Origin of the sequence: Nonomuraea bangladeshensis (genome assembly GCF_039529455.1) — a bacterium.
GTDB classification, from domain to species: domain Bacteria; phylum Actinomycetota; class Actinomycetes; order Streptosporangiales; family Streptosporangiaceae; genus Nonomuraea; species Nonomuraea bangladeshensis.
The window spans coordinates 265,985-290,355 of the sequence record NZ_BAAAMV010000004.1; the positions used below are offsets into that span (position 1 = coordinate 265,985).

A 24,371-nucleotide genomic window follows, 5' to 3' on the forward strand; every position below is an offset into this window, starting at 1 on the left:
TCTCCGGCCCGGTCAGTCGAACCGCAGGACGAACCGCCCGCGGACGCCGCGCCGTTCGAGCGAGCGGTGCGCGTCGGCGGCTCGGGCGGCGGGCAGCCGGCCGGCCACGCGGACGGTGAGCCGTCCGTCGCCGGCGAGTGCGGCGAGCCGGTCGAGCTCGGCCGCGGCCTCCACGTAGTCGCGTACGAAGATCGGGACGACGCGGACCCGGTCGGTCCCGTCGCCCTGGTAGCCGCGTACGGTGACGACGGTGCCGCCGTCCTTGACGGCCGGGAGCGCGGCGGCCTCCAGCGCGGCGGCGTCGAGCAGCCCGTCCACGCCGCCGTGGTGACGGCGCCGGACCTCCGCGGCGAAATCGTCTCCTCGCGGCACGACCTCGTCGGCCCCGCAGTCGCGTACGAAGGTCTCGTCCTGCCGGGCGGCGTCGGCGACGACGACCAGCCCGGCCAGCTTGGCGAGCTGGACGAAATACCCGCCGACACTGCCGGCGGCGCCGGTCACGGCGACCGTCGCGCCGGCCGGGAGCGCCAGCGTGTCGAGCGCGAGCTGCGCGGTGAGCCCGTTCATCGGGACGGTGGCGGCCTGGGCGTGCGAGAGCCCGGCCGGGATCCTCGCGACCGACCGGGCCGGCACGACCAGGTCCGCCCGGTAGCCGCCGTGCTCGCCCGAGGGCACCACGATGGCCATGACGGCGTCCCCGATCGTGAACGGGCGGTCGACGGCGGGGCCGATCTCGGTGATCACGCCGGCGACCTCCATGCCCGGCACCCGCACCGCGTCCGCCTCGTCCGCCTCGTCCGCCTCGTCCTGTCGCGGACGTGCACGGATCATCGCGTCGACCGGGTTCACCGTGGCGCTGGTGACCCGGATCCTCACCTGGCCGGGTCCGATCGGTTCGGCCGCGAGGTCGAGCTCGCCGAGAGCGTCCGGTCCGCCTGGTCGGGTCACTCCGATTGCTTGAACCACGGTCGTTCGTCACTCCTTGTTCGTCGCGGACGCGGGGGACTGAAGTCCTTCGAGCAGCAAGCTGCACACCTCGTCGAGCTCGCCGCCGATGCCGGGGTTCTGCCATTCGGCGGCATGGGCGAGGTGGTTGAACTTGGCGGTGGCGTGGAAGACCACGCGGGCGGTGGCCGCCGCGTCGCCGGTGCGGAAGCTGCCGTCGGCGGCGCCGTCGGCGATGATGGCCGCCAGCTGGCCCAGCAGGTCGGCTACGTGGTCGGTGGCGACGGTGCTGTGCGCGGCCGCGAGGATTCCGTAGGCGGCGAACAGCTCCGGGTCCTCACGGATCTTGGCCTGCTTCACGGCCAGGACGGCGTGCAGCCAGGCACGCAGTCGTCGCGCCGGCGGGACCGTACGGTCGGCCGCGAGGACGGCGAGGGTGTCCCGGTTGCGGTCGAGCCAGCGCCGGGTCACCGCCTCGCGCAGCGCCTGCTTGGAGGCGAAGTGCTTGTAGACGGCGGCATGGGTCACCCCGAGCGCCCGGGCGACGTCGACGACGGTCGCCTTGTCCGGTCCGTGGCGGCGCAGGATCTCCTCGGTGGCCGTCAGGATGGTGTCCGCGTCCAGCGGGCTTCGGGCAGGCATCAGCGGCACACCCCGTCGTCACCGAGTCTTCTCCGTTCCATACGACGAACGCTAAGCGGATCGGTGACAAATTTCAAATCTTGTAACCAGTAACCGGGACGGCGGGAGGGGTGTGCGGCCGGATCAAGGTTTCCTAGGATCGGGCCCATGACGACGAACCGGGTTCGGGGACGGGTGTTCGGCGAGATCGCCGACGAGTACGACAGGATCCGGCCGAGCTATCCGGCCCAGCTGGTCGCCGACGTCCTGGCCTATGCCGGGCCGCCGGCGCTGGAGGTGGGCGCGGGCACGGGGAAGGCGACGGAGCTGTTCGCCGCGCACGGCATCGACCTGGTGGCCACGGAGCCCGATCCGGCGATGGCGGCGCTGCTGGCCCGGCGCGTCGCGGACCGGCCGAACGTGACGGTCACCGTCTCCACGTTCGAGGAGTACGTGCCGGACCGGCGCTTCGGGCTGCTGTTGTGCGCCCAGGCCTGGCACTGGATCGACAAGGAGGTGCGCTGGCAGCGGGCCGCCGCGGCGCTGGCCCCAGGAGGAGGGATCGCCCTGTTCTGGAACGCCGACTGGCCCAGGGACCCCGAGGTGACGGCCGTGCTGCGGGCCGCGCACCAGGAGTTCGCACCGCATCTCACCCTGAACACCGGCCCGATCAGCGACCCGGCCGGCGAGGAGGCGTGGGCGGCGGACATGGGGGTGCCACCCGAGTTCGGAGACCTCGGCACCCGGAGCTATCGGTCGGAGCGCACGCTGTCGGCGGCCGACTACATCGCCTACCTGTCCACCCAGTCGGCCTACCGGCTCCTGGACGAGGACGTGCGCGAGAGGCTGTTCGGCGCGCTCAGGCACGGACTCGGCGCGCAGGTGAGACTGAACGTGGAGACCAAGCTGTACCTGGCTCGCCACCTGTAGGCCGCGCTCACGTACGTCGCGACGGCATCTGACTCAAGAGTCGGTCTCGGACGAGCGCCGGCGGGCGAGAGCGAGGCTGGTCAGCGTCGTGATCGCCATGGCGCCGATGCCGATCAGCGCCGCGGTCGTGTAGGCGCTGTCGTCGGGGAAGAGGCGGCCGGGGCCGGTGCCCGCGGCGAGGATCAGGCCGCCGACGGCGCTGCCCAGGGAGTATCCGACGCTGCGGACGACGTAGTTGAAGCTCATGGCGCTCGACGTCTCGCTCTTGGGGGTGACGGCCAGGATGACGCCGGGCATCGCGGCCGAGAAGCCGCCGACGCCGAAGCCGAGCACGCCCATCGCCACGAACAGTTCGGCCAGGTCCGACCGGGCCGCCGCGAACAGGGCGAACCCGCCGCCGACCACGACGGCGCTGCCGGCCAGGAGCAGGGGGTCGGCGATCCGCGTCCGGACCCGCGGCGTGAGCTTGCCGGCGACGAACCCCAGCACCGAGAACGGGATGAGGACCAGCCCGGCGACGAAGGTCGTCAGCCCGAAGCCGTAGCCGGCGCCGTGCGGCGTCTGCGCGTACCGGGTGATGAGCGTGAGCAGGAGGTACATGCCGATCCCGCCGACGAACATGGCGAGGTTCGCCCCGGCGACCGCCGGGTGCCGCACCGCCCGCACATCGACCAGGGGCGTCGTGCTGCGCAGCTCGATGACGGCCCAGACGCCGAGCAGCACCACCGCGACCACGGCGAGGCCCGCCGCCACGGCGAGGTGCCGGCTCCACAGATCCCGTTCGCCGGCGAGGAACAGCACCAGGAGCAGCGCGGCGGCCAGGACGACCGCGCCCGCCACGTCCACGCGGGCGGAGCGGCCTTCGGGGGCTTCGGGCATGGAGCGCCACGCGGTCAGGAGGGCGGCGGCGGTGACGACCAGGCCGAAGCCGTAGGCGGCCCGCACTCCGCCGAGCTCGGCGAGCAGTGCGGCCAGCGGGTAGCCGACACCGGCCCCGATGATCGAGACCACCGAGATCAGGGCGATCACGGACGCGCTGCGCTCCTCGGGGAGGTGGTCCCGGGCCACGCCCATCATCAGCGCCGTCAGCCCGAGCCCGACGCCCTGGGCCGCCCGGCCGGCCAGCAGCCACGCGAACGGCAGCGGCAGCACGGTGAGCGCGCTGCCGGCGACGACGACCGCCAGCGTGACGAGGATCGCGGCCCGCCGGTGCGGGCCGGCTCCGAGCCTGCCCAGAACCGGCGTGGCGACGGCGCCGCTGAGCAGCGCGACGGTCAGCGTCCACTGCGCGCTGCCGAGCGAGACGTGGAACGAGGTCGCCACGCTGGTGATGAGCGGCGTCCCGAGGCTGGCGACCGCCGCCACGACCAGAGCGATGAACATCAGGGCGGGGACCAGCAGCCGCCCCTCGGTACGCGTCACCGCGACCCCCGCGGCCGGCTGCCCGTTCACCGCTTCGGCCCTTCGCGGTCCTGGCTTTCGAGCTCTGCCAGGTGCTTCAGCGCCGGAAGGGCCGCCACCAGCGCCTCGACCTCGTCGCCGGTGAGCTCGCCGATCAACCGCTCGAACGCGTGGACGCCCGCCTGGCGCCGCTTGCGGACGTAGGAGGCGCCGGCCTCGGTCAGGCACACCAGCGTGACCCGCTTGTCGGACGCGTCGCCGCGCCGCTCGACCAGTCCGGACTCCTCCATCACCCGGACCAGGGCGGTCATCGCGGGCTGGGTGACGCCCTCGACCGCGGCCAGATCGGTGATGCGCCGCGGTCCGGTCCGGTCCAGGGTGGCCAGGGTGGCGGCGGACGTCAGGCTCATGTCACGGGGCAGGCGTCTCACGGCCCTGGTGGCCAGCCCGTAGAGGGCTGCCCCGATGGCGGCGGCCGTGCCGGGAGCGGGATCCTGATGACTCACGCCAAAAGCATAGCATTTTTATATTCATAGTTTATGTAAATGCGGCACGGCCGCCGTCGCCGGCGTGATGGCACGGTTCGCGACCCCGGCCTCTGGACAGGCTCTGGATGTTTGCTGAACACTGTGGCGGTGCTGGTCGTCCAAGTGCTCGGCCGCCTCCGGGTGTGGCACGATGATCGCGAGGTCGACGCCGGGCCGCCCGCCCGCCGCCTGATGCTGGGGGTCCTGGCGCTCAACGCCGGGCGGCTCACCACCCGCCGGGAGCTGATCGAGTCACTGTGGGGCGAACGGCCGCCCTCAAGCGCGGTCAACGTGCTGCACACCCACACCAAACACCTGCGCCGCCTGCTCGACCCCCGCCACAGCCCACGCGGCCAGGACGGCGTGCTCTCCACCGTCGGCGACGGCTACCTGCTGCGCCTGCCGGACGACGCCCTCGACCTGCTGCGCTTCCGGCGTACGGTGGCGGCCGCCCAGCAGGCCGCGAACCGCGGCGACCCGGCCCGAGCCGCCACGCTCTTCCGCGAGGCCCTGCGGCTGTGGGAGGACGACGAACCCCTCTGCGACCTGCCCGCCCTCGAAGACCACCCCAAGGTGTGGGGCCTCAAGACCGAGCGCCGCCGCGCCCAGCTGTCCTACTGGGACCTGATGCTGCGCGCGGGCAACGCCGCCGAGATCATCGGCGCGCTGGCCGTGCAGGGCGCCGCGAACCCGCTCGACGAAGCCGTACAGGCCACACTGATCCACGCCTACCAGGCGACAGGCCAGCGGGCCATCGCCTTCGAACGCTACGAGGCCACCCGCCGCGCCCTCGCCGACGAACTCGGCGTCGAGCCGAGCGGCGAACTCCGGCAGGCACACCGGCAACTGCTGGAGGAACACGAGAACCGCGACCCGCCGACGATCCCGCGCCAACTCCCAGCACCGGTGCCGGACTTCACCGGACGCGCCGACGAGCTCGCCCTGCTCGACGCCGCCCACGCCCGCCGCCCACCGGGCATCGCCATCATCTGCGGCACCGCGGGCGTCGGCAAGACCGCCCTCGCCGTCCACTGGGCCCACCACAACCGCGAACGGTTCCCCGACGGGCGCATCCACCTCGACCTGCGCGGCGACGACGCCCAGCACGCACTGTCCCCGTACGAGGCACTCGGCCGCCTGCTCACCGCCGTCGGCGTGCCCGACCACGACATCCCGGCCGACACCCAGTCGCGGACCGCCCGCTGGCGCACCGAGACCGACGGCCGCAAACTGCTCGTCCTGCTGGACAACGCGGCCACAGCCGACCAGGTACGGCCCTTGCTGCCTGGCACGCACGACACCCTCATGCTCATCACCAGCCGCGACAGACTCGCCACCCTGGCCGCCCTGCACGGCGCACACCGCATCGAACTGGACCTGCTGCCCCACCCCGACGCCGCCCACCTGCTGCGCCGGCTGCTCGGCGAACGGGCGGGCACCGATCCCGGCAGCGTCGACACGCTCGCCACCATCTGCGCCCGCCTGCCGCTCGCGCTGCGCCTGGCCGCCGAGTACGCCGCAGCACAGGCCCACCTGCCGCTCGCCGGCGTGGTCACCCGCCTGCACCGCGCCGGACCCCTGGACCTGCTCGACTGGGGCGGCGCAGCGGCCATCCGGCACGTCTTCGGCTGCTCCTACCGCCTCCTCGACCCCGAGACGCAGCGCCTGTTCCGGCTGCTGAGCCTGAACCCGGCGCCCCACTCCACCCCGGCCTGCGTCGCGGCACTGGCCGACCTCGACGAGATCGGCGCGGCCCGGCTCCTGCACCGCCTCGCCTCGGCGCACCTGCTGCGCTGCGACGCTCTGGGCCGCTACGGCTTCCACGACCTGCTGCGCGCGTACGCCACCGAGATGAGCCTAGCCACCGACGGCGACGCCGAACGGCAGGCCGCCACCGACAGGCTGCTCGACCACTACTGCGAGACCGCCGTCGAAGCCGGCGACACCCTCTACCCCGGCTGGAGCGGAAGCAGGAGGCACGCCGGGCTCGCACTCGAACCCGGCGGCGTCACCCTCTCACCGGACGCCGCACTGTCCTGGCTGGACAGCGAACTGGCGTCGTTCGGCACGATCTGCCAGTTCGCGGTCCGGCAGGGACGCCCGGAACGGGCCGTCACCCTCGCCGCCGCCCTGCACCGCTACCTGGAAGCGGGTCACGGCACCGAAGCCCTGTCCATCTACGCATGCGCCATCGACGCCGCCCGGCAGCTGGCGGACCCGCAGGGCGAGGCGCACCTACGCACCAACACCGGAGTCATCCTGCGCCTCCTCGGCCGATACGCCCCCGCCGTCGAAGAGCTGAGCCAAGCCCTGGAGCTGTGCCGGCGCACCGGCAACCGCCACGGCCAGGCCCGCGCGCTGTCCAACCTCGGCATCATCGAAGAACGCCTCGGCGACTTCACCTCATCGGCTGCCCGGCACAGCGAGGCCATCGCCCTCTACCGCGACCTCGACGACCCCTTCGGCCAGGCCGCGGCGCTCACCAACCTCGGCAACCTCGAGGAGTCGATCGGCGAATATGCCGAGGCGGCACAGCACCTCCTGGCCGCGCACGACATCTTCGCCACGCTCGGCGAACGTTCCGGCCAGGCCATCGCCCTGTGCAACCTCGGCCAGATCCACACCGCGCTCGGCGACGACACGCTCGCCGTCGCGAGACTACGCGAGGCGCTGGACCTGTTCCGCGAGATCGAGCACCGCGACGGTGAAGCGACCGCGCTGAGCAACCTCGGCACCGCCCTGTGCCGCCAGGCCAAGTTCGACGAGTCCCTGTGCCACCTGGAGCAGGCGCTGGACATCTTCCGCTCGACCAGGCACCGGTACGGCGAGGCCAGCGTCCTCAACGCCATCGGCGAGACGCTGCACGCCCTGGGCCGTGACGGCGAGGCGGCGCAGCGGCACCGGCTGGCGCTGGAGATCGCCGCCGAGACGGGCGACGAGGACGAACGCGGCCGCGCGACCGCCGCGCTCGAAAGCCTCGCTGAGGCGCGGGAGGCGCGGCCCGACGAATGACTCGCCGCCTGCCGCTAGCGGCGGCGTCCGTGGGGGATGTGGTCGGGGGGCATGCCGGGGCCGATCGTGGCCCGGATCTCGGCCGGGTCGTCCACCCGGCCGCAGTGGGCGCACACCGTCTGCTGAGTGACTCCGGCGCCGCACTCCCCGTGGGTGTAGAGGATCGGCGGCTCGCCCTCGGTGGACCAGCGGTCGCCCCATTCGGTGAGCGCGACCAGCGCGGGCGCGAGGGCGCGCCCTTTCTCCGTCAGCAGGTACTCGTACAGTTCGGGCTGGTCGGAATATCTGTGGCGCCGCATGATCCCTGTCTCGACGAAGCCGTCGAGTCGCGTCTTGAGCACGTTGGTCGCGATGCCCAGGCGGCGGTTGAAGTCGCTGTAACGGGTCGCCCCCGCGAACAGGGCGTCACGAATGATCAGCAGGCTCCAGCGTTCGCCGACCAGCTCCAGCGCGCGTGCGATCGAACACACCTCTGAGTCGTACGTCCTCCCCAGCATGCGGCCAGTCTACCGGCCTGCTTGCTTCATGAAAGTGGCACGATTACCGTTACTTGCATGACGCAAGTCACCAGGAAGCAGAGCCTGAGCTCGTCCGGAGTGGCCGGAAGCCCACTTTTCCTGGGTTCCTTGGACGAGGTGCACGTCGACGTGGCGCGCTCGCCCGGCGCGACGCTCTTCTCCGTCGTGCGGGACGTGCTCGGCGACGCCGGCGGCGGCGTACCCCAGCCATGGCGCCACGCCGTACGCACCGCGCTGCCCGCCGACGCGGCGGCGCTCGTCAGCCCCTTGCTCAACACGGGGAAACGCTGGATCCCCGACGCCCTCGCGCTGACCGACCACCTCCGCACCACCAGCATGCGCGCCATCCTCGACGAAGTGGACGGTCTCGACCCGCGGGCGCTCGCCGACGAGGTGTCCGACCTCTACCGCACGTCGATGCCCCAGCCCTGGCAGCGCTTCGTCGAAGCCCCCGGAGCCTTCCTCGCCGCCTACGGACAGGTGTTACGAGCCGCCTGGACCGTCATGGAGCCGCTGTGGGCCCGGGCCGACGGCCTCATCGCCCGAGAGACCGAACGCATCGGCGCCGCCGTCGTCAGCCGCGGCCTCGACGCCGTGCTGAACGCTCTGAGCGCCTCTCTCCGCTACGCCGACGGCACGCTCTGCCTGCCCCATTCGCCCTGCCCCCGCCACCGGTCCGACCTGGAGGGACGCCGCCTGATGCTGGTGCCGCTCGCCTCGGGGTTCACCGCCGGCATGTACAACGCCCAACGCGACGACTACGTCTGGATCGGCTACCCGCTGCCCGGCCTGGGCCGCATCGCCACCCGCACCCACCCGGCGCAACCTCCCGCCCCCGACAGCGCGCTGACCCAGGTCCTGGGACCCATCAGGGCCGCGATCCTGCGCCAGTCGTCCTCGCTGCCGTCCGTCAGCGAACTCGCCCGCCACCTCCACCTGGGCGTCAGCACCATCACCTACCACTGCCGGCAGCTCGCCGCCGCGGGGCTGCTGCACCGGGAACGCCACGGCCGCGAGGTCCGCCTCCGCCTGACCCCCCGTGGCACGGAACTCCTCGACCTGCTCACCGGACCGCCGGAAGGGGTGCGAGCCCGCGGGTCCCGCTGACGGCCGCCCCCGTGCCACGGCCGAGGCCAGGAGGCGCGTACGCACCCCCTGGCCTCAGGCGTCGTCAGGACGGAGCGGGTCAGGCGTAAGCGCTGATCACCAGGTTCGCTCCCGCCGATCCACCGCAGTACCCGGTGAAGGTGGCGAGGTATTCGAATACCGTCACCCGCACGATGGGGCTGGGCGTGATGAAGTCGACGTACAGTATCGAATAATTGTGCGGGGCGGCCGGCTCGGGATAAACGATCTGACGATTTCCGTTGTTGTCGATCAGGAAGACCCGCTGGATGTTCGCGATGTGGTTGGTGCCGTTCCAGAAGGCCAGGCGGGTCACCCGGAACCCATTCCCGTAATAGTGCCAGTTGACCTCGGTCGAGATGCTGCCGTTGGCCTGGACGGGGTTGCATTCGGCGCCGTAGTAGATGGCGTTGTAGCCGTTGCCGGGCCGCTGCTGCTCGCTGGCGGAGGCCGACGCCGAGGTCGTCTGCGCCAGAAGTGCGGTGAGGGTGATGGCCACGATCAACCATGGCCGTAATGTGCGTCGGATGAACGCTCGCATGGTGTCCCACCATTCCGGTTTGAAGGTGTACGGCGGTGCCGTGTTCCGCAATTGATGGTGACGTGCACACGACCGGAGAAACAAAGCTTTCGAATTCTTTGAAAAGGCCGGGCCGGACTGCTCAGGCGACGACGGGTTCGCCGCTCAGCGCGACACCGGCCCCGCGCAGCTCGTCCAAGGCGGTGCGCGTGGTGTCGGCGGCGACGCCGGCGGTGTAGTCGAGAAGGACCCGCACCGTGAAGCCGGCGCGCGCTCCGTCCAGCGCGGTGGCCTTCACGCAGTGGTCGGTCGCGATGCCCACCACATCGAGGTCGGTGACGTCGCGGGCCTTCAGCCAGGCCGACAGCGTCTCGCCCTCCTGAGTCGAGCCCTCGAAACCGCTCTTGGAGGCGGAGTGGGCGCCCTTGAAGAAGACCTCGTCGACTTGCCCGGAGGCGACGGCGGGCGCGAAATCCGGATGGAACTCGCCTCCCTCGCTACCGACGACGCAATGCACGGGGAACGAGTCCCGGAAATCGGGGTTGTCGGAGAAGTGAGCGCCCGGATCGATGTGGTGGTCACGGGTGGCGACGACGAAGGCGTACTGCCCATCGGCGCGCCGGACCAGCTCGGCGATGGCTGCGGCCCGATCCGCGCCCCCCTTCACCGGAACGCTGCCGCCCTCGCAGAAGTCCTTCTGCACATCAACGATGATCAGTGCACGGCTCACGGACAATCCCCTTTCTCAGGTGTAGCTGTCCTGCGGACACCCTTCCGGTGGGCAGGCACACCTCACGCCGAATGCCGGCAGACCGGCGGCATCGAGGCCACACCTACCCCACGGTGACGTTCAGAACATGAATCATCACTCTACGTACTCTACTTGGAGGGACAGGTGAACTCCACCGTGCTGCTGTCCGCGGGGCCGCGAACCTGGTTCGAGGGTTCAGCGGCTCGCGGAGGAGGGGCGTTACGATGACCAGCCGTTGATCACTTTGGAGGTGCATGTGGATTTTCGGATGCTGTGCGTGCATGCGCATCCGGACGACGAGGCGATCTGGACCGGTGGAACGCTGGCCAAGTACGCCGACGAGGGCGCCAGGACCGCCGTCGTCACGTGCACGTGGGCCCAGGGCACCCAGCGGGTCGCGGAGCTGGAGCGTTCGCTGGACATCCTCGGCGCCGGCAGACCGAGGTTGCTCGGCTACGCCGACGCCCGCAACCCCGCATCCGCGCCCGGCAGCCCACGTTTTCTGGACGTGCCACTCGACGAGGCGGTGGGACGGGTCGTCGCGCACATCAGGGAGTTCAGGCCTGATGTCGTGCTCACCTATGACGGCTACGGCGCGTACGGACATCCGGATCACGTGCAGGTGCACCGGGTGACCATGGCCGCGGTCGAAGCGGCCGGCTACGACCAGCTCTACCGAGACCTGGGCGATCCGTGGAGGCCGCGCGCGCTCTATCTGGCGACCATCCCGCGGTCCGTCGTGGTGTCGCAGTGGCAAGCGGTGTTCGGCACGCTTCCTGAGCCGGGCCAGAAGCTGCCGGGCGTCCCCGACGAGCAGGTCACCACCCACCTCGATGTCGGTCAGTGGGCCGAACGCAAGTGGGCGGCCATGCACGCGCACGAGTCCGAGGTCGGGCGTGGCGCGTCGATGACCTTGCTCACGTCACTGCCGGAGGAGGCCCGCGCTCAGATGCTGGCGAACGAGTGGTATCGGCGCGTCTCCTATGCCGGCACCCCGGAGACCACCCTTGCAGGACCTTGATCCCGACCTGCCGTGCCCGCTGGCCCGCCGTTCCCTGCTCATGGAGGCGATGGCGGGATTCGCCGACGCCGGGCGGCGGCCGTGGCTGACGGCGCTCCTGCTGTTCTCCCCGGTCAGCCTCATGTTCGTGATCGCGCCCAGCCAGGTGCTCCTGCCCGTGCTGAGCCGGGACACGTTCGGCTCCTACACGGCGTACGGCACGGCCCTGGCGTGCTACGGCGCCGGCGGGCTGATCAGCAGCGTCACGATGATGGCCCGGCGTCCGCGGCGCCCGGGAGTCGTGGCCATGTGCGCGATGGCGCTGTATGCCCTCGTCCCGCTCGGCCTGTTGTACGCCCCTTTGGCCTCATGCCGTTCGGCCAGGCCCTGACCGGGCCGCTGACGGACCTGGCCGGCAAGGGGGCTCGTGCTGGTGATCCCGCCGGGTCTGCTCCTGGTCGCCGGCATGCCTCACCTGCGTGGCACCCGTACGCCGAGGACGACGTCAGGACCCTCCGCGCCGGTCTGATCGCCGCCGGCCCACGGACCGGGTCACAGCGCGGAGGGTCTCCTCGAGACGCCGCGCCTCGTTCCGGTCCACGGTGAGATCGATCGGCTTGCCCTTCTTCCAGGTCGTGAGCGGCTTGGCCGGCGGATGGTCGATGAGCGCGGCCAGCGGCGGCACGGCCTTGGCCACCGGTTGGGCGAACACCGCCGACGCCACCCGTACGAGGCCGCGCAGCGGCTGCGTGAAGGGCTCGTGCAGGCCGGTCGCCACGAACACCGGGTTGTACAGCACGTACTTCGTCCGCTCGGAGAAGTAGGCCGTGCCCAGCAGTTCGCTGGCCGCGGCTCCCTGCATGGTCGCGGTCAGCCCCCGGTAGCCGTCCTTCAGCTGGAGGTCGTCCCAGTGGATCCGGCCGCCTCGACCGGCGCCGCACAGATTGACGATCACCGGTGCCGGTGCGTTCTCCAACGAGGCACGCAGTCCTTCGGCCATGAGCCAGCGGTTGACCACGTAGAGGGCGAAGGTGTGCTCGAAACCCTCGTCGGTCTCCACACGTACGGGGTTGAACCGGAACGCGGCGAGCACCAGCGCGTCGATCACGGGGTGCTCGGTGCCGAGTCGTTCGATCAGCTCGCGGGTCCGGCGCACGGAGCTGAGGTCGGCTCTGACGAATCGGGCCTTCGGCGCCGCCTCGCGCAGGCGCCGCCCGCCCTCCTCGCTGCTGCCCACGGCCACGACGTGGTCGCCGAGCTCGGTGTGGTGGCGGGCGAGGGCCTTGCCGATGCCGTGCGTGCCGCCAGTGATCACGATCGTCCGCGCCATAACTTGAGGCCCTCCTCAACTTGAGATGGGCCTCAACTTAGCTAGGATTCCGGGCATGCGCAAGGACGCCGTGCACAACCGGGAGCGCCTCCTGCGAGCGGCCCGGGAGCTGTTCGCGGACCGGGGGCTCGACGTACCGCTCGAGGAGATCGCACGCTCGGCCGGCGTCAGCATCGGGACGCTCTACAACCGCTTCCCCACACGCGACGCCCTGGTGGAGGCGGTGTTCGCGGATCGCGCGGCGACCGTGGCCGAGTTGGCCGAGCAGGCGCTGGCGATGAACGACGCCTGGGAGGGGTTCGTCGCGTTTCTGACGGGCGTGTGCGAACTGCAGGCGGCTGACCTCGGCTACAACGACCTCGCCGCGCGGACGGTGGCGGTGGAAGGGGATCGCGGATTCGGCCTGATGGGAGAGATCCTCGAACGCGCCCAGCGGTCCGGGGGCCTGCGGGGCGACGTCACACTCGCCGACATGGCGTTCGTGGTCTGGGGTGTGGCGGCGACCGTCAGGGCCACGGCCAAGGTGGCGCCGGGAGCCTGGCGTCGGCACCTCGCCCTCGCTCTGGACGGCCTGCGTGTCGCCGCCGCCCGGCCCCTGCCGGCGCCGCCCATGTCCGTCGCGCAGACCCGCGCCGCGATGCGGGAGTGCTGACCAAGGGCTTGCGCGGAGCGCCCGGCGGATCAGCTCTCCGCGCGGCAGACGGTGTTCGCGGGCGGGACGCGGAGGTCGATGAAGTACCGGTTGGCGTGCGCGATCGTGCAGGCGTCGCCCGTGTGGTACAGCCCGTGCCCGTGCCCCTCGAAGCGGATCGTGCCCGATCCCGGCACCCGGAGGGCGAGGTCGGCGGTGTCGGCGTAGTCGGTCCACGTTCCCGCGCCGACGAACGGCGGCAGCTGGTTCACGGGAAGAGGAGCGGCGGGTTTGCGAACCGGTTCCGGCCAGCCCACGCAGCCCAGCGGGTGCCACAGCTGGTTGCCGGACAGGTGCGGTGCGATCCGCTCGCCCAGGGCTCGCAGGCGGCGGTACTCCGCGTAGTCGCTATAGCGGATTCCGTCCAGGCAATGGGTCATGTTCATCCCGACGAACGAGGGCGGCTTCAGGCTGCCCAGCGTTCCCGCCTTGACGTAGTCGGAGAATCCGGTGGCGTCCCCCTTCTCCGCCCGCCTGATCGCCTGGGCGAGTTCCTTCCACCGGGCGTTGTCCGTGCCGGGCGTGACGAGGTCGGGCATGGCGGCCACGGTGATGTCGAAGCCGCTGTAGGCGGCTTCCTTCTCGGCCGGTACGGGGGAGCGGTCGGCCGCGGAGCGGAGTTCGTTCCACACCGTGCCGACGTCGCGTCCGTGCAGGGCGCAGGCGGAGTCGTGCGCGCACCACTGGCTGAAGCGGGTGAACTGCGCTTCCATGAGGGCGTATCGCGCTCGGTCCTGCTCGCTCTTGTCGCGGAGCGTGTTGAAGGTCCCGTCCAGGTACATCGCCCGTACCCGGCTCGGGAAGAGCCTGGCGTAGGCGAGTCCGGGAACGCCGCCGTACGAGGTCGCCATGAAGGTGAACTGCCGCTCGCCCATCGCCGAACGGATCGCCTCGATGTCGCGCGCGAAGGAGACGGAGTCGAGATGACCGAACAGCTCGGGGTCGGCGGCGCGACAGCGCTCGGCGGCGGCCCGGTTCGAGCGGGCCAGCGCGGCCCACTCGCGCTCGTCGCCCGGCGGGGTGATCCACGGGCCGGTGGTGAGGCAGTCCTGGTCGAGGACGCCCAGCTCGATGCCGTTGCGCGGCAGGAGGCTGACGACGTCGAACCGGTCCCGGATCTGGGCGAAACTGCCCGCGTGCCGCTCCAGGTCCTCCACTCCGGACCCGCCCGGCCCGCCGGGGATGGAGAACAGCACGCCGATGCGGTGGCGCCGGCCGGTGTGGGGCAGCATCGCGAGGGGGAGCGTGATCGTACGGCCCCGGGGTTCGGCCCAGTCGACGGGGACGCGGATCTCGCCGCAGAGCAGCTTGTCGCAGGGCTTCCACGTCAAGGTTGACTCGGGAGCGGCGGCGGCGGCCACGGGCGCGGCGCCCACCAGCAGGATCGTGGCGACCGAACCGGCGAGCAGCGGCCGGAGCCGGTGCCCGCGCAGCGCGATGGCGACCGCCGCGGCGGCCAAGGCGGCCACGGTGTACGCGGCCAGCAACGCGCCCGCGGCGAGCGGGGTGAGCAGGCCGTCGGCCGCGATCTGGCCGGGCAGCGCCCCGACGAGGTGCGCCCCGATCTGGTCGCCGAGCGGATGCGGCAGGGTCTGCGCGGCGACCGGCAGGATCAGCAGCAGGACCATCAGCGTGACCAGCGTGCCGGCCGTGGAACGGATGGCCGTGCCGAGTCCCAGCCCCATGAGGGCGACGAGCGGCATCGAGGCGCCGTTGATCAGCAGCCCGGCCAGGACGCCCGGCTCGGACAGGGAGGCGCCGAGCGTCTCCCCGTCGAGCAGCACGGTGCCGGCTCTGGCGCCGAGGACCGCCATGGTGGCGGCGTACATGCCGAAGACCAGCACCTGCCCCGCGACCAGGCTCACGGCCACCAGGACCGCGATCTTCGCGAGGAGGAAGGTACGGCGGGCCGGGACGGCGGTCAGGCTCGTGCTGATGTGGCCCGTGCCGTACTCGGTGGTGATGGAGAGCGCGCCGAGCGCGCCCATCACGAGGTGGGCGAAGGGCAGGCCGGTGCCGAGCCCGTCGCCCAGGCTGCCGAAGCGGCGCTGCTCCGCGCCCTGCTGGGCGTCGAAACCGCGCGTGACCAGGAAGGCCACGCCGGCGCTGAGGCCCACCGCGATCAGCGCGGACAGCAGCAGGCAGAGGTTGGAGCGGAGGGTTCTGAACTTCAGCCACTCCGCCGCGATCGCGTCCTTCATCGCGCCACGTACTCCCTGCTGTCGCCGGTCAGCTCCATGAACGCCTCCTCCAGGGACGCCTCGCGCGGCGTGAGCTCGTACAGCGCGATGCCGTGGGCGAAGGCCAGCTCGCCGATGCGCCTGGCGTCGAGCCCGGTCACCGCCAGCCCGTCCTCCGCCCGGACGACGCCCCCGTTCGCCCGCAGCACCGTCGCCAGCGCCGCCGGGTCGGCGGCGCGGACGAGCACGTCGCGCCGGTGCCGCTCGGTGAGGGCCGCCATGGCCGTGTCGGCGATCAGGCGGCCGCGCCCCACCACCACGACGTGGTCGGCGGTCACGGCCATCTCGGCCATCAGATGGCTGGAGACGAGCACCGCCCGGCCCTCCGCGGCCAGCGCGCGCATCAGCTCGCGGATCCACCGCACGCCCTCCGGGTCCAGCCCGTTGACCGGCTCGTCGAACATCAGCGCCTCCGGATCGCCCAGCAGCGCCACCGCGATCCCGAGCCGCTGCTTCATGCCCAGGGAGAACCGCGCGATCCGCCGGTCCGCCGCGGCCGTCAGCCCCACCCGGTCGATCACCTCGTCCACCCGGGCCGGGCCGATGCCGTTGCTGCGCGCCACGCACGCCACGTGCGCCCGCGCGGTGCGGCCGCCGTGGACGGCTCCGGCGTCCAGCAGCGCCCCGAGCGTCAGCAGCGGGCGTGCGAGCGAGGCGTAGGGCCGCCCGGCGACCAGGGCGGTGCCGGACTGCGGGGCTTCCAGGCCGAGGACGGCCCGCATCGTGGTGGACTTCCCGGCGCCGTTGGGTCCGAGGAAACCGGTCACCTGGCCCGGTTCGGCGGCGAAGGTGAGCGCGTCCACCGCGGTGGCGTCGCCGTACTTGACGGTGAGGTCGTTGACTTCGATCACGGGCTCCAGCCTCGCCGCGCGTGCACGCGCCCTCCATCCGCCTGCGCCCAGCACGGGAGGTGGGATTTTTCCGCCCCCGGAGGTAGGGCTGGACCTACCGTGGGACCGGTGATCGGCGGGCAGACTGGCGGGGTGAGCAGAGTCAGGAGGGGGTTGATCGCGGCGGCCGGGGTGCCGCTGAACGCGATCACGGGTGTGGCCGTGGTCCTCGCCTGGGTGCCGGCCGTCCGCACGGCCCTCGTCTCGCTGGAGCGGGCGTGGGCGGGAGCGGCGCTGGGCCGGGCCGTTCCGGCGCGTGAGCCCGGCGGCCTGCGCGTACTGGCCTGGCTGGCGGTCAACGCCGTCGTGGGACCGGCGCTCCTGACGGCGGTGGCCGCCATGCTGAACACCGTGGGCGTCATCTCCTCCCTGAACCCGGCCGTCAACGGCCCGAGCGTGACCTTCACGCTCAGCCTGGCGCTGCTCACCCTCCCGGCGCTCGCGGTGGTCGTCGCCGCGCTCCTGGGACTGGCCGAGGCCCGGCTCGCCGAGCTGCTCCTCGGCGGTGGCGGCTCGCTGGCCCAGCGGGTACGCGAGCTGACCGCCTCCAGGGCCGCCGCCGTGGACGCGCGGGCGGCCGAACTGCGCCGGATCGAGCGCGACCTGCACGACGGCGCCCAGGCCAGGCTCATCGCCGTACGGATGAGCCTCGGCCTGGCCAGGAGCGCCGGCGACCCGGCGCAGGCCCGCGAGCTGATCGAGGAGGCCTGGGAGTCGGCCGGGCAGGCCCTCACCGACCTGCGCGACCTGGTGCGCGGCATCCATCCGCCCGTGCTCGCCGACCGCGGCCTGACGGGCGCGATCGAGGCGGCCGCCCTCCTCTGCCCCGTCCCGGTGGCCACGGACCTCGTCCTGACCGGCCGCCCCGAGCCGCCGGTCGAGTCCGCGCTCTACTTCGCCGCGGCCGAGGCCATGTCCAACGTCACCAAGCACAGCCGGGCCACCCGCGCATGGGTACGCCTGCGCCGCACCGGCGACGGCCTCCGCCTGGTCGTCGGCGACGACGGGCACGGCGGCGCGGATCCGGCAGCGGGCACCGGCCTGCGCGGGATCGCGGAGCGCCTGTCCGCCTTCGACGGGACGCTGACCGTGCAGAGCCCGCCGGGCGGGCCGACCGTCCTCACGATGGAGCTGCCGTGCGCGTGGTGATCGCCGAGGATCTCGCCCTGCTTCGCGACGGACTGATCCGGCTGCTGTCGGCGCACGGCTTCGAGGTCGTCGAGGCGGTGGACAACGGCCCGATGCTCCTGACGGCTCTCGTGGAGCGGACCCCCGACGTGGCCGTCATCGACGTACGGCTCCCGCCCACCTTCACCGACGAGGGCCTGCGCACCGCCCTGGAGGCCCGCCGCCGCCGGCCGGGGCTTCCGGTGCTGATCCTGTCGCAGTACGTCGAGCAGCTCTACGCCCGCGAGCTCCTCTCGGACCGGTCGGGCGGCGTCGGGTACCTCTTGAAGGACCGCATCGGCGACGTGGCGGAGTTCGTCGAGTCGGTACGCAGGGTCGCCGGCGGCGGCACCGCCATGGACGCGGAGGTGATCTCCCAGCTCCTGACCCGCCGGTCGAGGGACGAGCCCCTGGCCGGGCTGACCGTCAGGGAGCGCGAGGTCCTCGCCCTGATGGCGGAGGGCCTGTCCAACCTGGCGATAGCGGCCCGCTTCGGGGTCACGGACAAGGCGATCGGCAAGCACACCAACAACATCTTCACCAAGCTCGGCCTCCCGCCCTCCGACGACCACAACCGCCGCGTCATGGCCGTCCTCGCCTACCTCCAGGCGGGCCCCGTCTCGGGGGTCGATCAGCGGGCGACGTAGCCGCCGTCCACGGGCAGGGCGACGCCGATCACGAAGCCGGCTCCCGGGCTGCACAGCCACAGGACGGCCTGCGCGACCTCCTCGGCGGTGCCGAGCCGGTTGACGGGCTGGTTCGCCTCGGCCTCGGCGAGGTCGAGCTCACCCTTGGCGATCATGTCGCTGACCATCGGGGTGTCGATGGTGCCGGGGCAGACGGCGTTGATGCGGATGCCGCGCGGCGCGTATTCAAGGGCGGCGCTCGTGGTGAGACCGATGACGCCGTGCTTGCTCGCGTGGTACGAGGCCCGCCCGGGAAGGCCGACGAGCCCGCCGAGCGAGGAGCAGTTGACGATGGCGCCACTGCCCTGGGCGCGCATGTGCCGCAGCTCGTGCTTCATGCTCGCCCAGACGCCGCGCAGGTTGACGGCGTTGACCCGGTCGAAGGCCTCGACGGGCTCGTCGGCCGCGTCACAGGGCGGGATCTGGATGCCGGCGTTGTTGTAGGCCATGTCGAGACGGCCGAACGTCTCGGCCGTCTGGTCCACGGCGGCGGCGACCTGGTCCTCGTCGGCGACGTCGCAGGTGAGGGCCAGGACCCGGTGACCGGCGTCGGTGAGGTCCTTCGCCGCAGCGTCGAGGGCCCGCGTGTCGACGTCGGTGAGGGCGACGGCGGCCCCGGACTCGGCGAAGGCGCGGGCGGTGGCCAGCCCCATCCCGGAGGCGGCTCCGGTGACGAGGGCGACCTGCCCGGTGAAGTCGTAGACGGGATTCATGCGGTGGTTTCTCCTCGGCGGGCGGTTCAGGGGCGGAGCAGGGTCTTGACGGCGCGGCGCTCGTCCATGGCCCGGTAGCCCTCGGCCGCCTGCTCCAGCGGCAACGTCAGGTCGAAGACCTTGCCTGGGTCGATGGCGCCGTCGAAGATCAGCTCGATCAGGTGGGGCAGGTACTCGCGTACCGGGGCGGGACCGCCGTGCAGGTGCACCAGGGACATGAACAGCTCGTCGCCCGGCAGCGCGACGTCGTGGGAGACGCCGACGAAGCCGACGTGGCCGCCGGGGCGGGTGGAGCGGATGGCCTGGAGCATCGACTCCTGGGTGCCGACCGCCTCGATGACGCTGTGCGCGCCCAGCCCGTTCGTCAGCTCCTTGATCTTCTCCACGCCCGCGTCGCCGCGTTCGGTGACGATGTCGGTGGCGCCGAAGGAGCGGGCCAGCTCCTGCCGCGCGGCGTGGCGGCTCATCGCGATGACGCGTTCAGCGCCGAGTTGCCTGGCCGCCAGCACGCCGCACAGGCCGACGGCGCCGTCACCGACGACGGCGACGGTCCTGCCGGGCCCGGCCTCGGCGGCGACGGCCGCGAACCAGCCGGTGCCGAGCACGTCGGAGGCGGCCAGCAGGCTGGGCACCAGGCCGGCGTCCGGCATGCCGGGCGTCGCGACCAGCGTGCCGTCGGCCAGCGGGATCCGCGCCAGCTCTGACTGGGTGCCGATGGTGCCCATCAGGACCCGCTGGACGCACGCGCACTGGTAGCCGGATCGGCAGATCTCGCACGTGTTGTCGGAGGCCCAGAACGAGCCGACCACGAACTGGCCGGGCTTCAGCGTCCGGACCTCGCCGCCGACCTCCTCCACGACGCCGACGTACTCGTGGCCCATCGGCGTCGGCCCGTCGATCTTCTCCACGCCGCGGTAGGGCCACAGGTCCGAGCCGCAGACGCAGGTCGCGCTCAGGCGGATGATCGCGTCGGTCGGTTCGATGATCCGCGGGTCCGGGCGGTCCTCGACGCGGACGTCGCCCGGTGCGTACAGAACTGCTCCACGCATGGGTGGTGTCTCCTTCGCTATCGGTCTCAGCGGCGGGTGCTGAAGCGCGCGGCTCCGTACTCGGCGTCGCTGACGTGTTCGAGCCAGCTGGTCTCGTCGCCGCGGTGGCTCACGGCCCCATGGCCGTCTTCAGGTGGAAGGGCAGCTCGTTGCCCCGGTACAGGGCGACCAGCGCCGCCACCGTGACCAGGCTCCGATCCCGCCGCGACAGCCCCTCGTCCGGCCACACCTGCCCGAACAGCACGTCGTCGGTCAGGTGCACCAGCTGCGGCGCGAAGCCGCCGAACATGGCCTGGGCTCCGGTCGGTTCATGGGTCGGCATCCGTGTCTCCCTCCTCGAATCACCCTCGGCTTCCCGGGAGCGGCCCGGCCGGTCCCCGCATCAGCGGAGAATGGCCGCCGCCCGGGCATTGCTTTGCCCGCGATGGCGCGGTCCGTCACGCCGTGGGACAAGGCCCAGGAAACCGGCTCCATCTCGCGCCCGGGAGGTCGGGTCTATCGGGGGGACACCTCGTCCAGTTGCAGGGCGCGGGCCAGGGCGTCGAGCACGCCGTCGGAGGCGCCGGACAGGTTCCCGCGCTCCATCCGGACGTAGTAGTCGATGGAGACACCGGCGAGCATCGCGACCTCTTCACGCCGCAGGCCCTTCACGCGGCGGTTACCGCCGTAGGAGGGCAGCCCTGCCCGCTCCGGGGTGATGCGGGCCCGGCGCGAGCTGAGGAACTCGCGGACCTCGGCACGATGGTCGATCTGGCTCATGACCCCAGGGTAGGCAGTGTGGGCGGAAAGGGGTTGAGCTACGAACGCGACCACCTGTTCGCTCTTGCCAGGACGGCCGGGTCGGGCCGGCGCCGCCGTGCGACGCCGACCAAGGTGCGGCCGGTGATCCAGCAGGTGCTGGACGCCATCACCGAGGCCCCGGCCTGGGTACGCAACGGCCGCCACGACATCGTCGCGATGAACCGGCTGGCCCGCGCCCTGTACGTGCCCGTCCTGGCCGACCCGCGCCGCCCGGCGAACACCACCCGGTTCGTCTACCTCGACGAAGCCGCGCGCGAGTTCTTCGTCGACTGGGACCGGATCGCCAACGACGCCGCCGCCATGCTCCGCCTGGAGGCCGGCCGCAACCCGCATGACCGGGCGCTGATCGAGCTGGTCGGCGAGCTGTCAACGCGCAGCGAGCTGTTCCGGCGGCGCTGGGCCTCCCACGACGTGCAGTACCACCGCAGCGGCATGAAGCGGCTGCGCCACCCGGTGGTCGGCCGGCTCGATCTGGACTTCGAGTCGATGGAGCTGCCGTCCGAGCCCGGCCTGACCCTCAACATCTACACCGCAGCCCCCGGCACCCACACGGCCGACGGCCTGAAGCTGCTCGCCAGCTGGGCGGCCACCCAGGACCTCGCCGAGGTCCAGCCGGCGGCTCCGGACCAGAGCTGACCCACGCCCGGCGGCACGAGCCCGCCGGCCGCACGACGGGCCTGTGCACCTCGTTGGGAGGCCCTGTCATTACCTGTAACAGCAGACCCTGCCGCATGCCGGAACGAGCCGGTTGAATGGTGCTCGACCAGCCGGTTCGAATCCTGGCGACCGCGGAGGCACCGCTCACCGGCTGCCCGCCGGTTTGCCGACAACGGACCTCGCCCCGGCATGCCGCTCACCGGGCCTCGACCCGCCAGGGGTAGGTCCCACGACGACCACCGGCGATGGAGAACCTCATGCGAGCGACGGAAAGGTCATCATGAAGCACATCACGCTCGGCAATCTGGACGTCTCCCGCATCGGGCTGGGCTGCATGGGCATGTCCCACGGTTACACCGGCGCCGGCAGCGACGACGCCGAGTCCATCCGCACGGTCCACCGCGCCCTCGACCTGGGCGTCACGTTCCTGGACACCGCCGAGATCTACGGCCCGTACGTCAACGAGGAGCTCCTCGGCAAGGCGCTCAAGGGCCGGCGCGACCAGGCGGTGATCGCCACCAAGTTCGGCCTGGTCTCCCACGCGGGCGCCGGGCCCTGGAACCTCGACAGCAGCCCGGCCAACATCCGTACCGCCGTCGAGGGCTCGCTGCGCCGCCTGGGCACCGACCACATCGACCTGTACTACCAGCACCGGGTCGACCCGAAGGTGGCGATCGAGGACACCATCGGCGCGGTGGCCGAGCTGATTGCGGAGGGCAAGGTCCGCCACATCGGCCTGTCCGAGGCGTGGCTGGACACCATCCGCCGCGCCCACGCCGTGCACCCGATCACCGCGCTGCAGTCGGAGTACTCGCTGTGGACCCGCGACCAGGAGCAGGTGCTGCCGCTGCTGCGTGAGCTGGGCATCGGCCTGGTCGCCTACTCGCCGCTCGGCCACGGCTTCCTGACCGGGAAGATCCGCAGCGAGAGCGACTTCGGCCCCGACGACTTCCGCTCCACCAACCCGCGCTTCACCGGCGAGAACTTCCAGCGCAACCTCGCCCTCGCCGACGCGGTGCAGGCCGTCGCCGCCGAGGCCGGCGCCACGCCCGCGCAGGTCGCGATCGCCTGGCTGCTCAGCAAGGGCGACGACATCGCCCCCATCCCGGGCACCAAGCGGGTCTCGCGCCTGGAGGAGAACGCCGCCGCCGACGACCTCGTCCTGACAACCGGGCAGCTGGCGAAGCTCGATGCCCTGCCCCCGGCCGCCGGCGGCCATCACAACGAGGCGCAGATGCAGATGATCGAACGATGAAAGGCGGGCTACCGGCTGCTCGACACCGCCGCCGTCTACCGCAACGAGGAGGCCGTCGGCCGCGCGATCAACAGCAGCGGCATCCCGCGCGAGGAGCTGTTCGTCACCACCAAGCTGTGGATCTCCGACGCGGGCGAGGACGCCGCCCGGCGGGCCTTCGACACCTCGTGGCCGAGAACTTCGACGTCTTCGACTTCGAGCTCTCCGACGACCAGATGGGCCGCATCGCCGGTCTGGACACCGGGGCCTCGCTGTTCTTCGACCACCGCGACCCGGCCGTGGCCGCGCAGCTCGGCAACCTCCGCCTCACCGACTGAGAGGTGAATATGCACACCAGGACACTCGGACAGGACCTGCAGGTGTCGGCCGTCGGGCTGGGCTGCATGGGCATGTCGCAGAGCTACGGCCCCAACCCGGGCACCCGCGACGACATGATCGGCGTGATCCGCTCCGCCCTGGACGCCGGGGTGACCTTCCTCGACACCGCGGAGGTCTACGGCCCGTACCACAACGAGGAACTCGTGGGCGAGGCCGTCGCCCCGATCCGGGACCAGGTGCAGATCGCCACGAAGTTCGGCTGGGACATCCGCGACGGCAGATCCGTCGGCCTGAACTCCCGGCCCGAGCAGATCCGCAAGGTCGCCGACGCCTCGCTGCGGCGCCTCGGGACCGACCGCATCGACCTGTTCTACCAGCACCGCGTGGACCCGGCCGTGCCGATCGAGGACGTCGCCGGCACGGTGGGCGAGCTGGTGCGGGCAGGCAAGGTCCGGCATTTCGGCCTGTCCGAGGCCTCGGCCGCCACCGTCCGCAGGGCCCACGCCGTGCACCCGGTCACCGCGGTGCAGTCGGAGTACTCGCTGTGGACCCGCGACCCCGAGCCCGAGGTGCTGCCCGCCTGCGCGGAGCTGGGGATCGGCTTCGTGCCGTTCAGCCCGCTCGGCAAGGGTTTCCTGACCGGCACGATCGATGCGAACGCCTCCTTCACCGAGGGGGACGTCCGGGCGACGATCCCGCGTTTCGACGCCGAGCACCTGCCCGCCAACCAGGCCCTGGTGGATCACGTGCGCGCGCTGGCCGAGGCCAAGGGCGTCACGCCGGGGCAGCTCGCGCTGGCCTGGCTGCTGGCCCAGCGCCCCTGGATCGTGCCCATCCCCGGCACCCGCCGCCTGTCCCGCCTGCGGGAGAACGCGGACGCGACCGCGGTGGCGCTGTCCGCCGACGAGCGGGCCGACCTGGACGTTCTGGCCGCCCGCGTCGGCGTTTCGGGGAACCGGTACGGCGAGGCGCACATGAAGCTGGTCGGCCGCTGAAGCCCTCGCCCAGGAGCGGTCCCAGTCGCGCTCACCGTTGTCCACCGCGCGCCGGCTTGCCACAGCCGGCTTGCCACAATGGCGATGGCCCGCGGGGAGGCAGCCTGGGCGGTGTCGCCTCACATCGCGCCGACCTCGCCGCCGGCCTCGACTGGTCCCGGCGAGCCATCGCCTGTTCGCGCCATCGCCTGGCGGGCTGCGCTGCTGCCAGGATTTCCCGCCCCTCTGG

Annotated in this window: 25 protein-coding genes and 2 pseudogenes; 13 read left to right on the forward strand and 14 right to left on the reverse strand. The window is 72.0% G+C overall.

Features of this window, described 5'->3' with window-relative positions; translation table 11 throughout:
* Positions 1-12 precede the first annotated feature (12 nt).
* Together ABD292_RS13070 and ABD292_RS13075 are read right to left on the reverse strand one after the other, a co-directional pair.
* Positions 13-948 (reverse strand): NADP-dependent oxidoreductase, encoded by a 936-nt coding sequence (locus ABD292_RS13070; protein ID WP_344207419.1) that lies wholly within the window; start codon positions 946-948, stop codon positions 13-15.
* Between the two features lie 27 nt (positions 949-975).
* The gene (locus tag ABD292_RS13075) at positions 976-1,587 is read right to left on the reverse strand and encodes a TetR/AcrR family transcriptional regulator (RefSeq protein ID WP_344207420.1); all 612 of its coding nucleotides are present in this window, start codon (positions 1,585-1,587) and stop codon (positions 976-978) included.
* A gap of 147 nt (positions 1,588-1,734) precedes the next feature.
* Here ABD292_RS13075 and ABD292_RS13080 point away from each other — a divergent pair, with 147 nt between their 5' ends.
* Positions 1,735-2,496, forward strand: coding sequence for a class I SAM-dependent methyltransferase (locus ABD292_RS13080; RefSeq protein ID WP_344207421.1), 762 nt, complete (start codon positions 1,735-1,737; stop codon positions 2,494-2,496).
* Between the two features lie 33 nt (positions 2,497-2,529).
* Here the strand turns inward: ABD292_RS13080 and ABD292_RS13085 are convergent, their stop codons facing one another.
* Both ABD292_RS13085 and ABD292_RS13090 read right to left on the reverse strand, forming a co-directional pair.
* Positions 2,530-3,948 carry an MFS transporter gene (locus ABD292_RS13085; protein ID WP_344207422.1) on the reverse strand — a complete coding sequence of 473 codons (1,419 nt, stop codon included), beginning with the start codon at positions 3,946-3,948 and terminating at the stop codon, positions 2,530-2,532.
* Positions 3,945-4,403: a MarR family winged helix-turn-helix transcriptional regulator gene (locus tag ABD292_RS13090; protein WP_344207423.1), complete on the reverse strand. Its 459-nt coding sequence runs from the start codon at positions 4,401-4,403 to the stop codon at positions 3,945-3,947. The genes ABD292_RS13085 and ABD292_RS13090 overlap by 4 nt, the downstream gene beginning before the upstream one ends.
* Positions 4,404-4,514: 111 nt before the next feature.
* On the opposite strand from ABD292_RS13090, the gene ABD292_RS13095 reads away from it, so the two are divergent.
* A complete protein-coding gene (locus tag ABD292_RS13095) occupies positions 4,515-7,436 on the forward strand; it encodes an AfsR/SARP family transcriptional regulator (protein WP_344207424.1) in 2,922 nt (973 codons plus the stop codon).
* 14 nt (positions 7,437-7,450) lie between these two features.
* On the opposite strand, the gene ABD292_RS13100 is transcribed toward ABD292_RS13095, so the two are convergent.
* Positions 7,451-7,933 carry a winged helix-turn-helix transcriptional regulator gene (locus tag ABD292_RS13100; RefSeq protein WP_344207425.1) on the reverse strand — a complete coding sequence of 161 codons (483 nt, stop codon included), beginning with the start codon at positions 7,931-7,933 and terminating at the stop codon, positions 7,451-7,453.
* A 129-nt stretch (positions 7,934-8,062) separates the two neighbouring features.
* Here ABD292_RS13100 and ABD292_RS13105 point away from each other — a divergent pair, with 129 nt between their 5' ends.
* On the forward strand, positions 8,063-9,061 hold the full coding sequence (locus ABD292_RS13105; protein WP_344207426.1) for a hypothetical protein: 999 nt from the start codon (positions 8,063-8,065) through the stop codon (positions 9,059-9,061).
* A gap of 79 nt (positions 9,062-9,140) precedes the next feature.
* Here the strand turns inward: ABD292_RS13105 and ABD292_RS13110 are convergent, their stop codons facing one another.
* Both ABD292_RS13110 and ABD292_RS13115 read right to left on the reverse strand, forming a co-directional pair.
* Entirely contained in the window at positions 9,141-9,578 is a 438-nt protein-coding gene (locus tag ABD292_RS13110; RefSeq protein ID WP_344207427.1) for a hypothetical protein, read from the reverse strand.
* Between the two features lie 163 nt (positions 9,579-9,741).
* On the reverse strand, positions 9,742-10,329 hold the full coding sequence (locus ABD292_RS13115) for an isochorismatase family protein (protein WP_344207428.1): 588 nt from the start codon (positions 10,327-10,329) through the stop codon (positions 9,742-9,744).
* 298 nt (positions 10,330-10,627) lie between these two features.
* Here ABD292_RS13115 and ABD292_RS13120 point away from each other — a divergent pair, with 298 nt between their 5' ends.
* Both ABD292_RS13120 and ABD292_RS13125 read left to right on the forward strand, forming a co-directional pair.
* The gene (locus tag ABD292_RS13120; RefSeq protein ID WP_344207429.1) at positions 10,628-11,371 is read left to right on the forward strand and encodes a PIG-L family deacetylase; all 744 of its coding nucleotides are present in this window, start codon (positions 10,628-10,630) and stop codon (positions 11,369-11,371) included.
* Positions 11,358-11,741: an MFS transporter gene (locus tag ABD292_RS13125; RefSeq protein ID WP_344207430.1), complete on the forward strand. Its 384-nt coding sequence runs from the start codon at positions 11,358-11,360 to the stop codon at positions 11,739-11,741. Before ABD292_RS13120 ends, ABD292_RS13125 begins: the two co-directional genes overlap by 14 nt.
* A gap of 114 nt (positions 11,742-11,855) precedes the next feature.
* Here the strand turns inward: ABD292_RS13125 and ABD292_RS13130 are convergent, their stop codons facing one another.
* The gene (locus ABD292_RS13130) at positions 11,856-12,680 is read right to left on the reverse strand and encodes an SDR family NAD(P)-dependent oxidoreductase (RefSeq protein WP_344207431.1); all 825 of its coding nucleotides are present in this window, start codon (positions 12,678-12,680) and stop codon (positions 11,856-11,858) included.
* Between the two features lie 55 nt (positions 12,681-12,735).
* On the opposite strand from ABD292_RS13130, the gene ABD292_RS13135 reads away from it, so the two are divergent.
* Positions 12,736-13,332: a TetR/AcrR family transcriptional regulator gene (locus ABD292_RS13135; protein ID WP_344207432.1), complete on the forward strand. Its 597-nt coding sequence runs from the start codon at positions 12,736-12,738 to the stop codon at positions 13,330-13,332.
* A 29-nt stretch (positions 13,333-13,361) separates the two neighbouring features.
* Here ABD292_RS13135 and ABD292_RS13140 read toward each other — a convergent pair whose 3' ends face one another.
* Both ABD292_RS13140 and ABD292_RS13145 read right to left on the reverse strand, forming a co-directional pair.
* Entirely contained in the window at positions 13,362-15,572 is a 2,211-nt protein-coding gene (locus ABD292_RS13140) for an alpha/beta fold hydrolase (protein ID WP_344207433.1), read from the reverse strand.
* Positions 15,569-16,462 carry an ABC transporter ATP-binding protein gene (locus ABD292_RS13145; protein WP_344207434.1) on the reverse strand — a complete coding sequence of 298 codons (894 nt, stop codon included), beginning with the start codon at positions 16,460-16,462 and terminating at the stop codon, positions 15,569-15,571. Before ABD292_RS13145 ends, ABD292_RS13140 begins: the two co-directional genes overlap by 4 nt.
* A gap of 132 nt (positions 16,463-16,594) precedes the next feature.
* On the opposite strand from ABD292_RS13145, the gene ABD292_RS13150 reads away from it, so the two are divergent.
* Both ABD292_RS13150 and ABD292_RS13155 read left to right on the forward strand, forming a co-directional pair.
* Positions 16,595-17,650 carry a sensor histidine kinase gene (locus tag ABD292_RS13150; protein WP_344207435.1) on the forward strand — a complete coding sequence of 352 codons (1,056 nt, stop codon included), beginning with the start codon at positions 16,595-16,597 and terminating at the stop codon, positions 17,648-17,650.
* The gene (locus ABD292_RS13155) at positions 17,638-18,315 is read left to right on the forward strand and encodes a response regulator transcription factor (RefSeq protein ID WP_344207436.1); all 678 of its coding nucleotides are present in this window, start codon (positions 17,638-17,640) and stop codon (positions 18,313-18,315) included. Before ABD292_RS13150 ends, ABD292_RS13155 begins: the two co-directional genes overlap by 13 nt.
* Here the strand turns inward: ABD292_RS13155 and ABD292_RS13160 are convergent.
* From ABD292_RS13160 to ABD292_RS13175, 4 genes and pseudogenes are all read right to left on the reverse strand, one after another.
* Entirely contained in the window at positions 18,300-19,067 is a 768-nt protein-coding gene (locus ABD292_RS13160) for an SDR family NAD(P)-dependent oxidoreductase (protein WP_344207437.1), read from the reverse strand. The two genes, ABD292_RS13155 and ABD292_RS13160, sit on opposite strands and share 16 nt — an antisense overlap.
* A 26-nt stretch (positions 19,068-19,093) precedes the next feature.
* Positions 19,094-20,116: a zinc-dependent alcohol dehydrogenase family protein gene (locus ABD292_RS13165; RefSeq protein ID WP_344207438.1), complete on the reverse strand. Its 1,023-nt coding sequence runs from the start codon at positions 20,114-20,116 to the stop codon at positions 19,094-19,096.
* 109 nt (positions 20,117-20,225) lie between these two features.
* Entirely contained in the window at positions 20,226-20,438 is a 213-nt protein-coding gene (locus ABD292_RS13170; protein WP_344207439.1) for a carboxymuconolactone decarboxylase family protein, read from the reverse strand.
* 188 nt (positions 20,439-20,626) lie between these two features.
* Positions 20,627-20,866, reverse strand: a pseudogene (locus ABD292_RS13175) (helix-turn-helix domain-containing protein); the annotation flags it as partial.
* Between the two features lie 42 nt (positions 20,867-20,908).
* Here ABD292_RS13175 and ABD292_RS13180 point away from each other — a divergent pair.
* The 5 genes and pseudogenes from ABD292_RS13180 (at position 20,909) to ABD292_RS13200 (ending at position 24,142) form a co-directional block, all read left to right on the forward strand.
* Positions 20,909-21,553 carry an MmyB family transcriptional regulator gene (locus ABD292_RS13180; RefSeq protein ID WP_344207440.1) on the forward strand — a complete coding sequence of 215 codons (645 nt, stop codon included), beginning with the start codon at positions 20,909-20,911 and terminating at the stop codon, positions 21,551-21,553.
* Positions 21,554-21,854: 301 nt separating this feature from the next.
* Complete coding sequence (locus ABD292_RS13185) at positions 21,855-22,829, forward strand: aldo/keto reductase (RefSeq protein WP_344207441.1); 975 nt, start codon at positions 21,855-21,857, stop codon at positions 22,827-22,829.
* Positions 22,830-22,844: 15 nt separating this feature from the next.
* Positions 22,845-22,955 (forward strand): annotated as a pseudogene (locus ABD292_RS13190) (aldo/keto reductase); the annotation flags it as partial.
* Between the two features lie 41 nt (positions 22,956-22,996).
* Complete coding sequence (locus tag ABD292_RS13195) at positions 22,997-23,146, forward strand: hypothetical protein (RefSeq protein ID WP_344207442.1); 150 nt, start codon at positions 22,997-22,999, stop codon at positions 23,144-23,146.
* A 9-nt stretch (positions 23,147-23,155) separates the two neighbouring features.
* Positions 23,156-24,142 carry an aldo/keto reductase gene (locus ABD292_RS13200; protein ID WP_344207443.1) on the forward strand — a complete coding sequence of 329 codons (987 nt, stop codon included), beginning with the start codon at positions 23,156-23,158 and terminating at the stop codon, positions 24,140-24,142.
* Positions 24,143-24,371 lie beyond the last annotated feature (229 nt).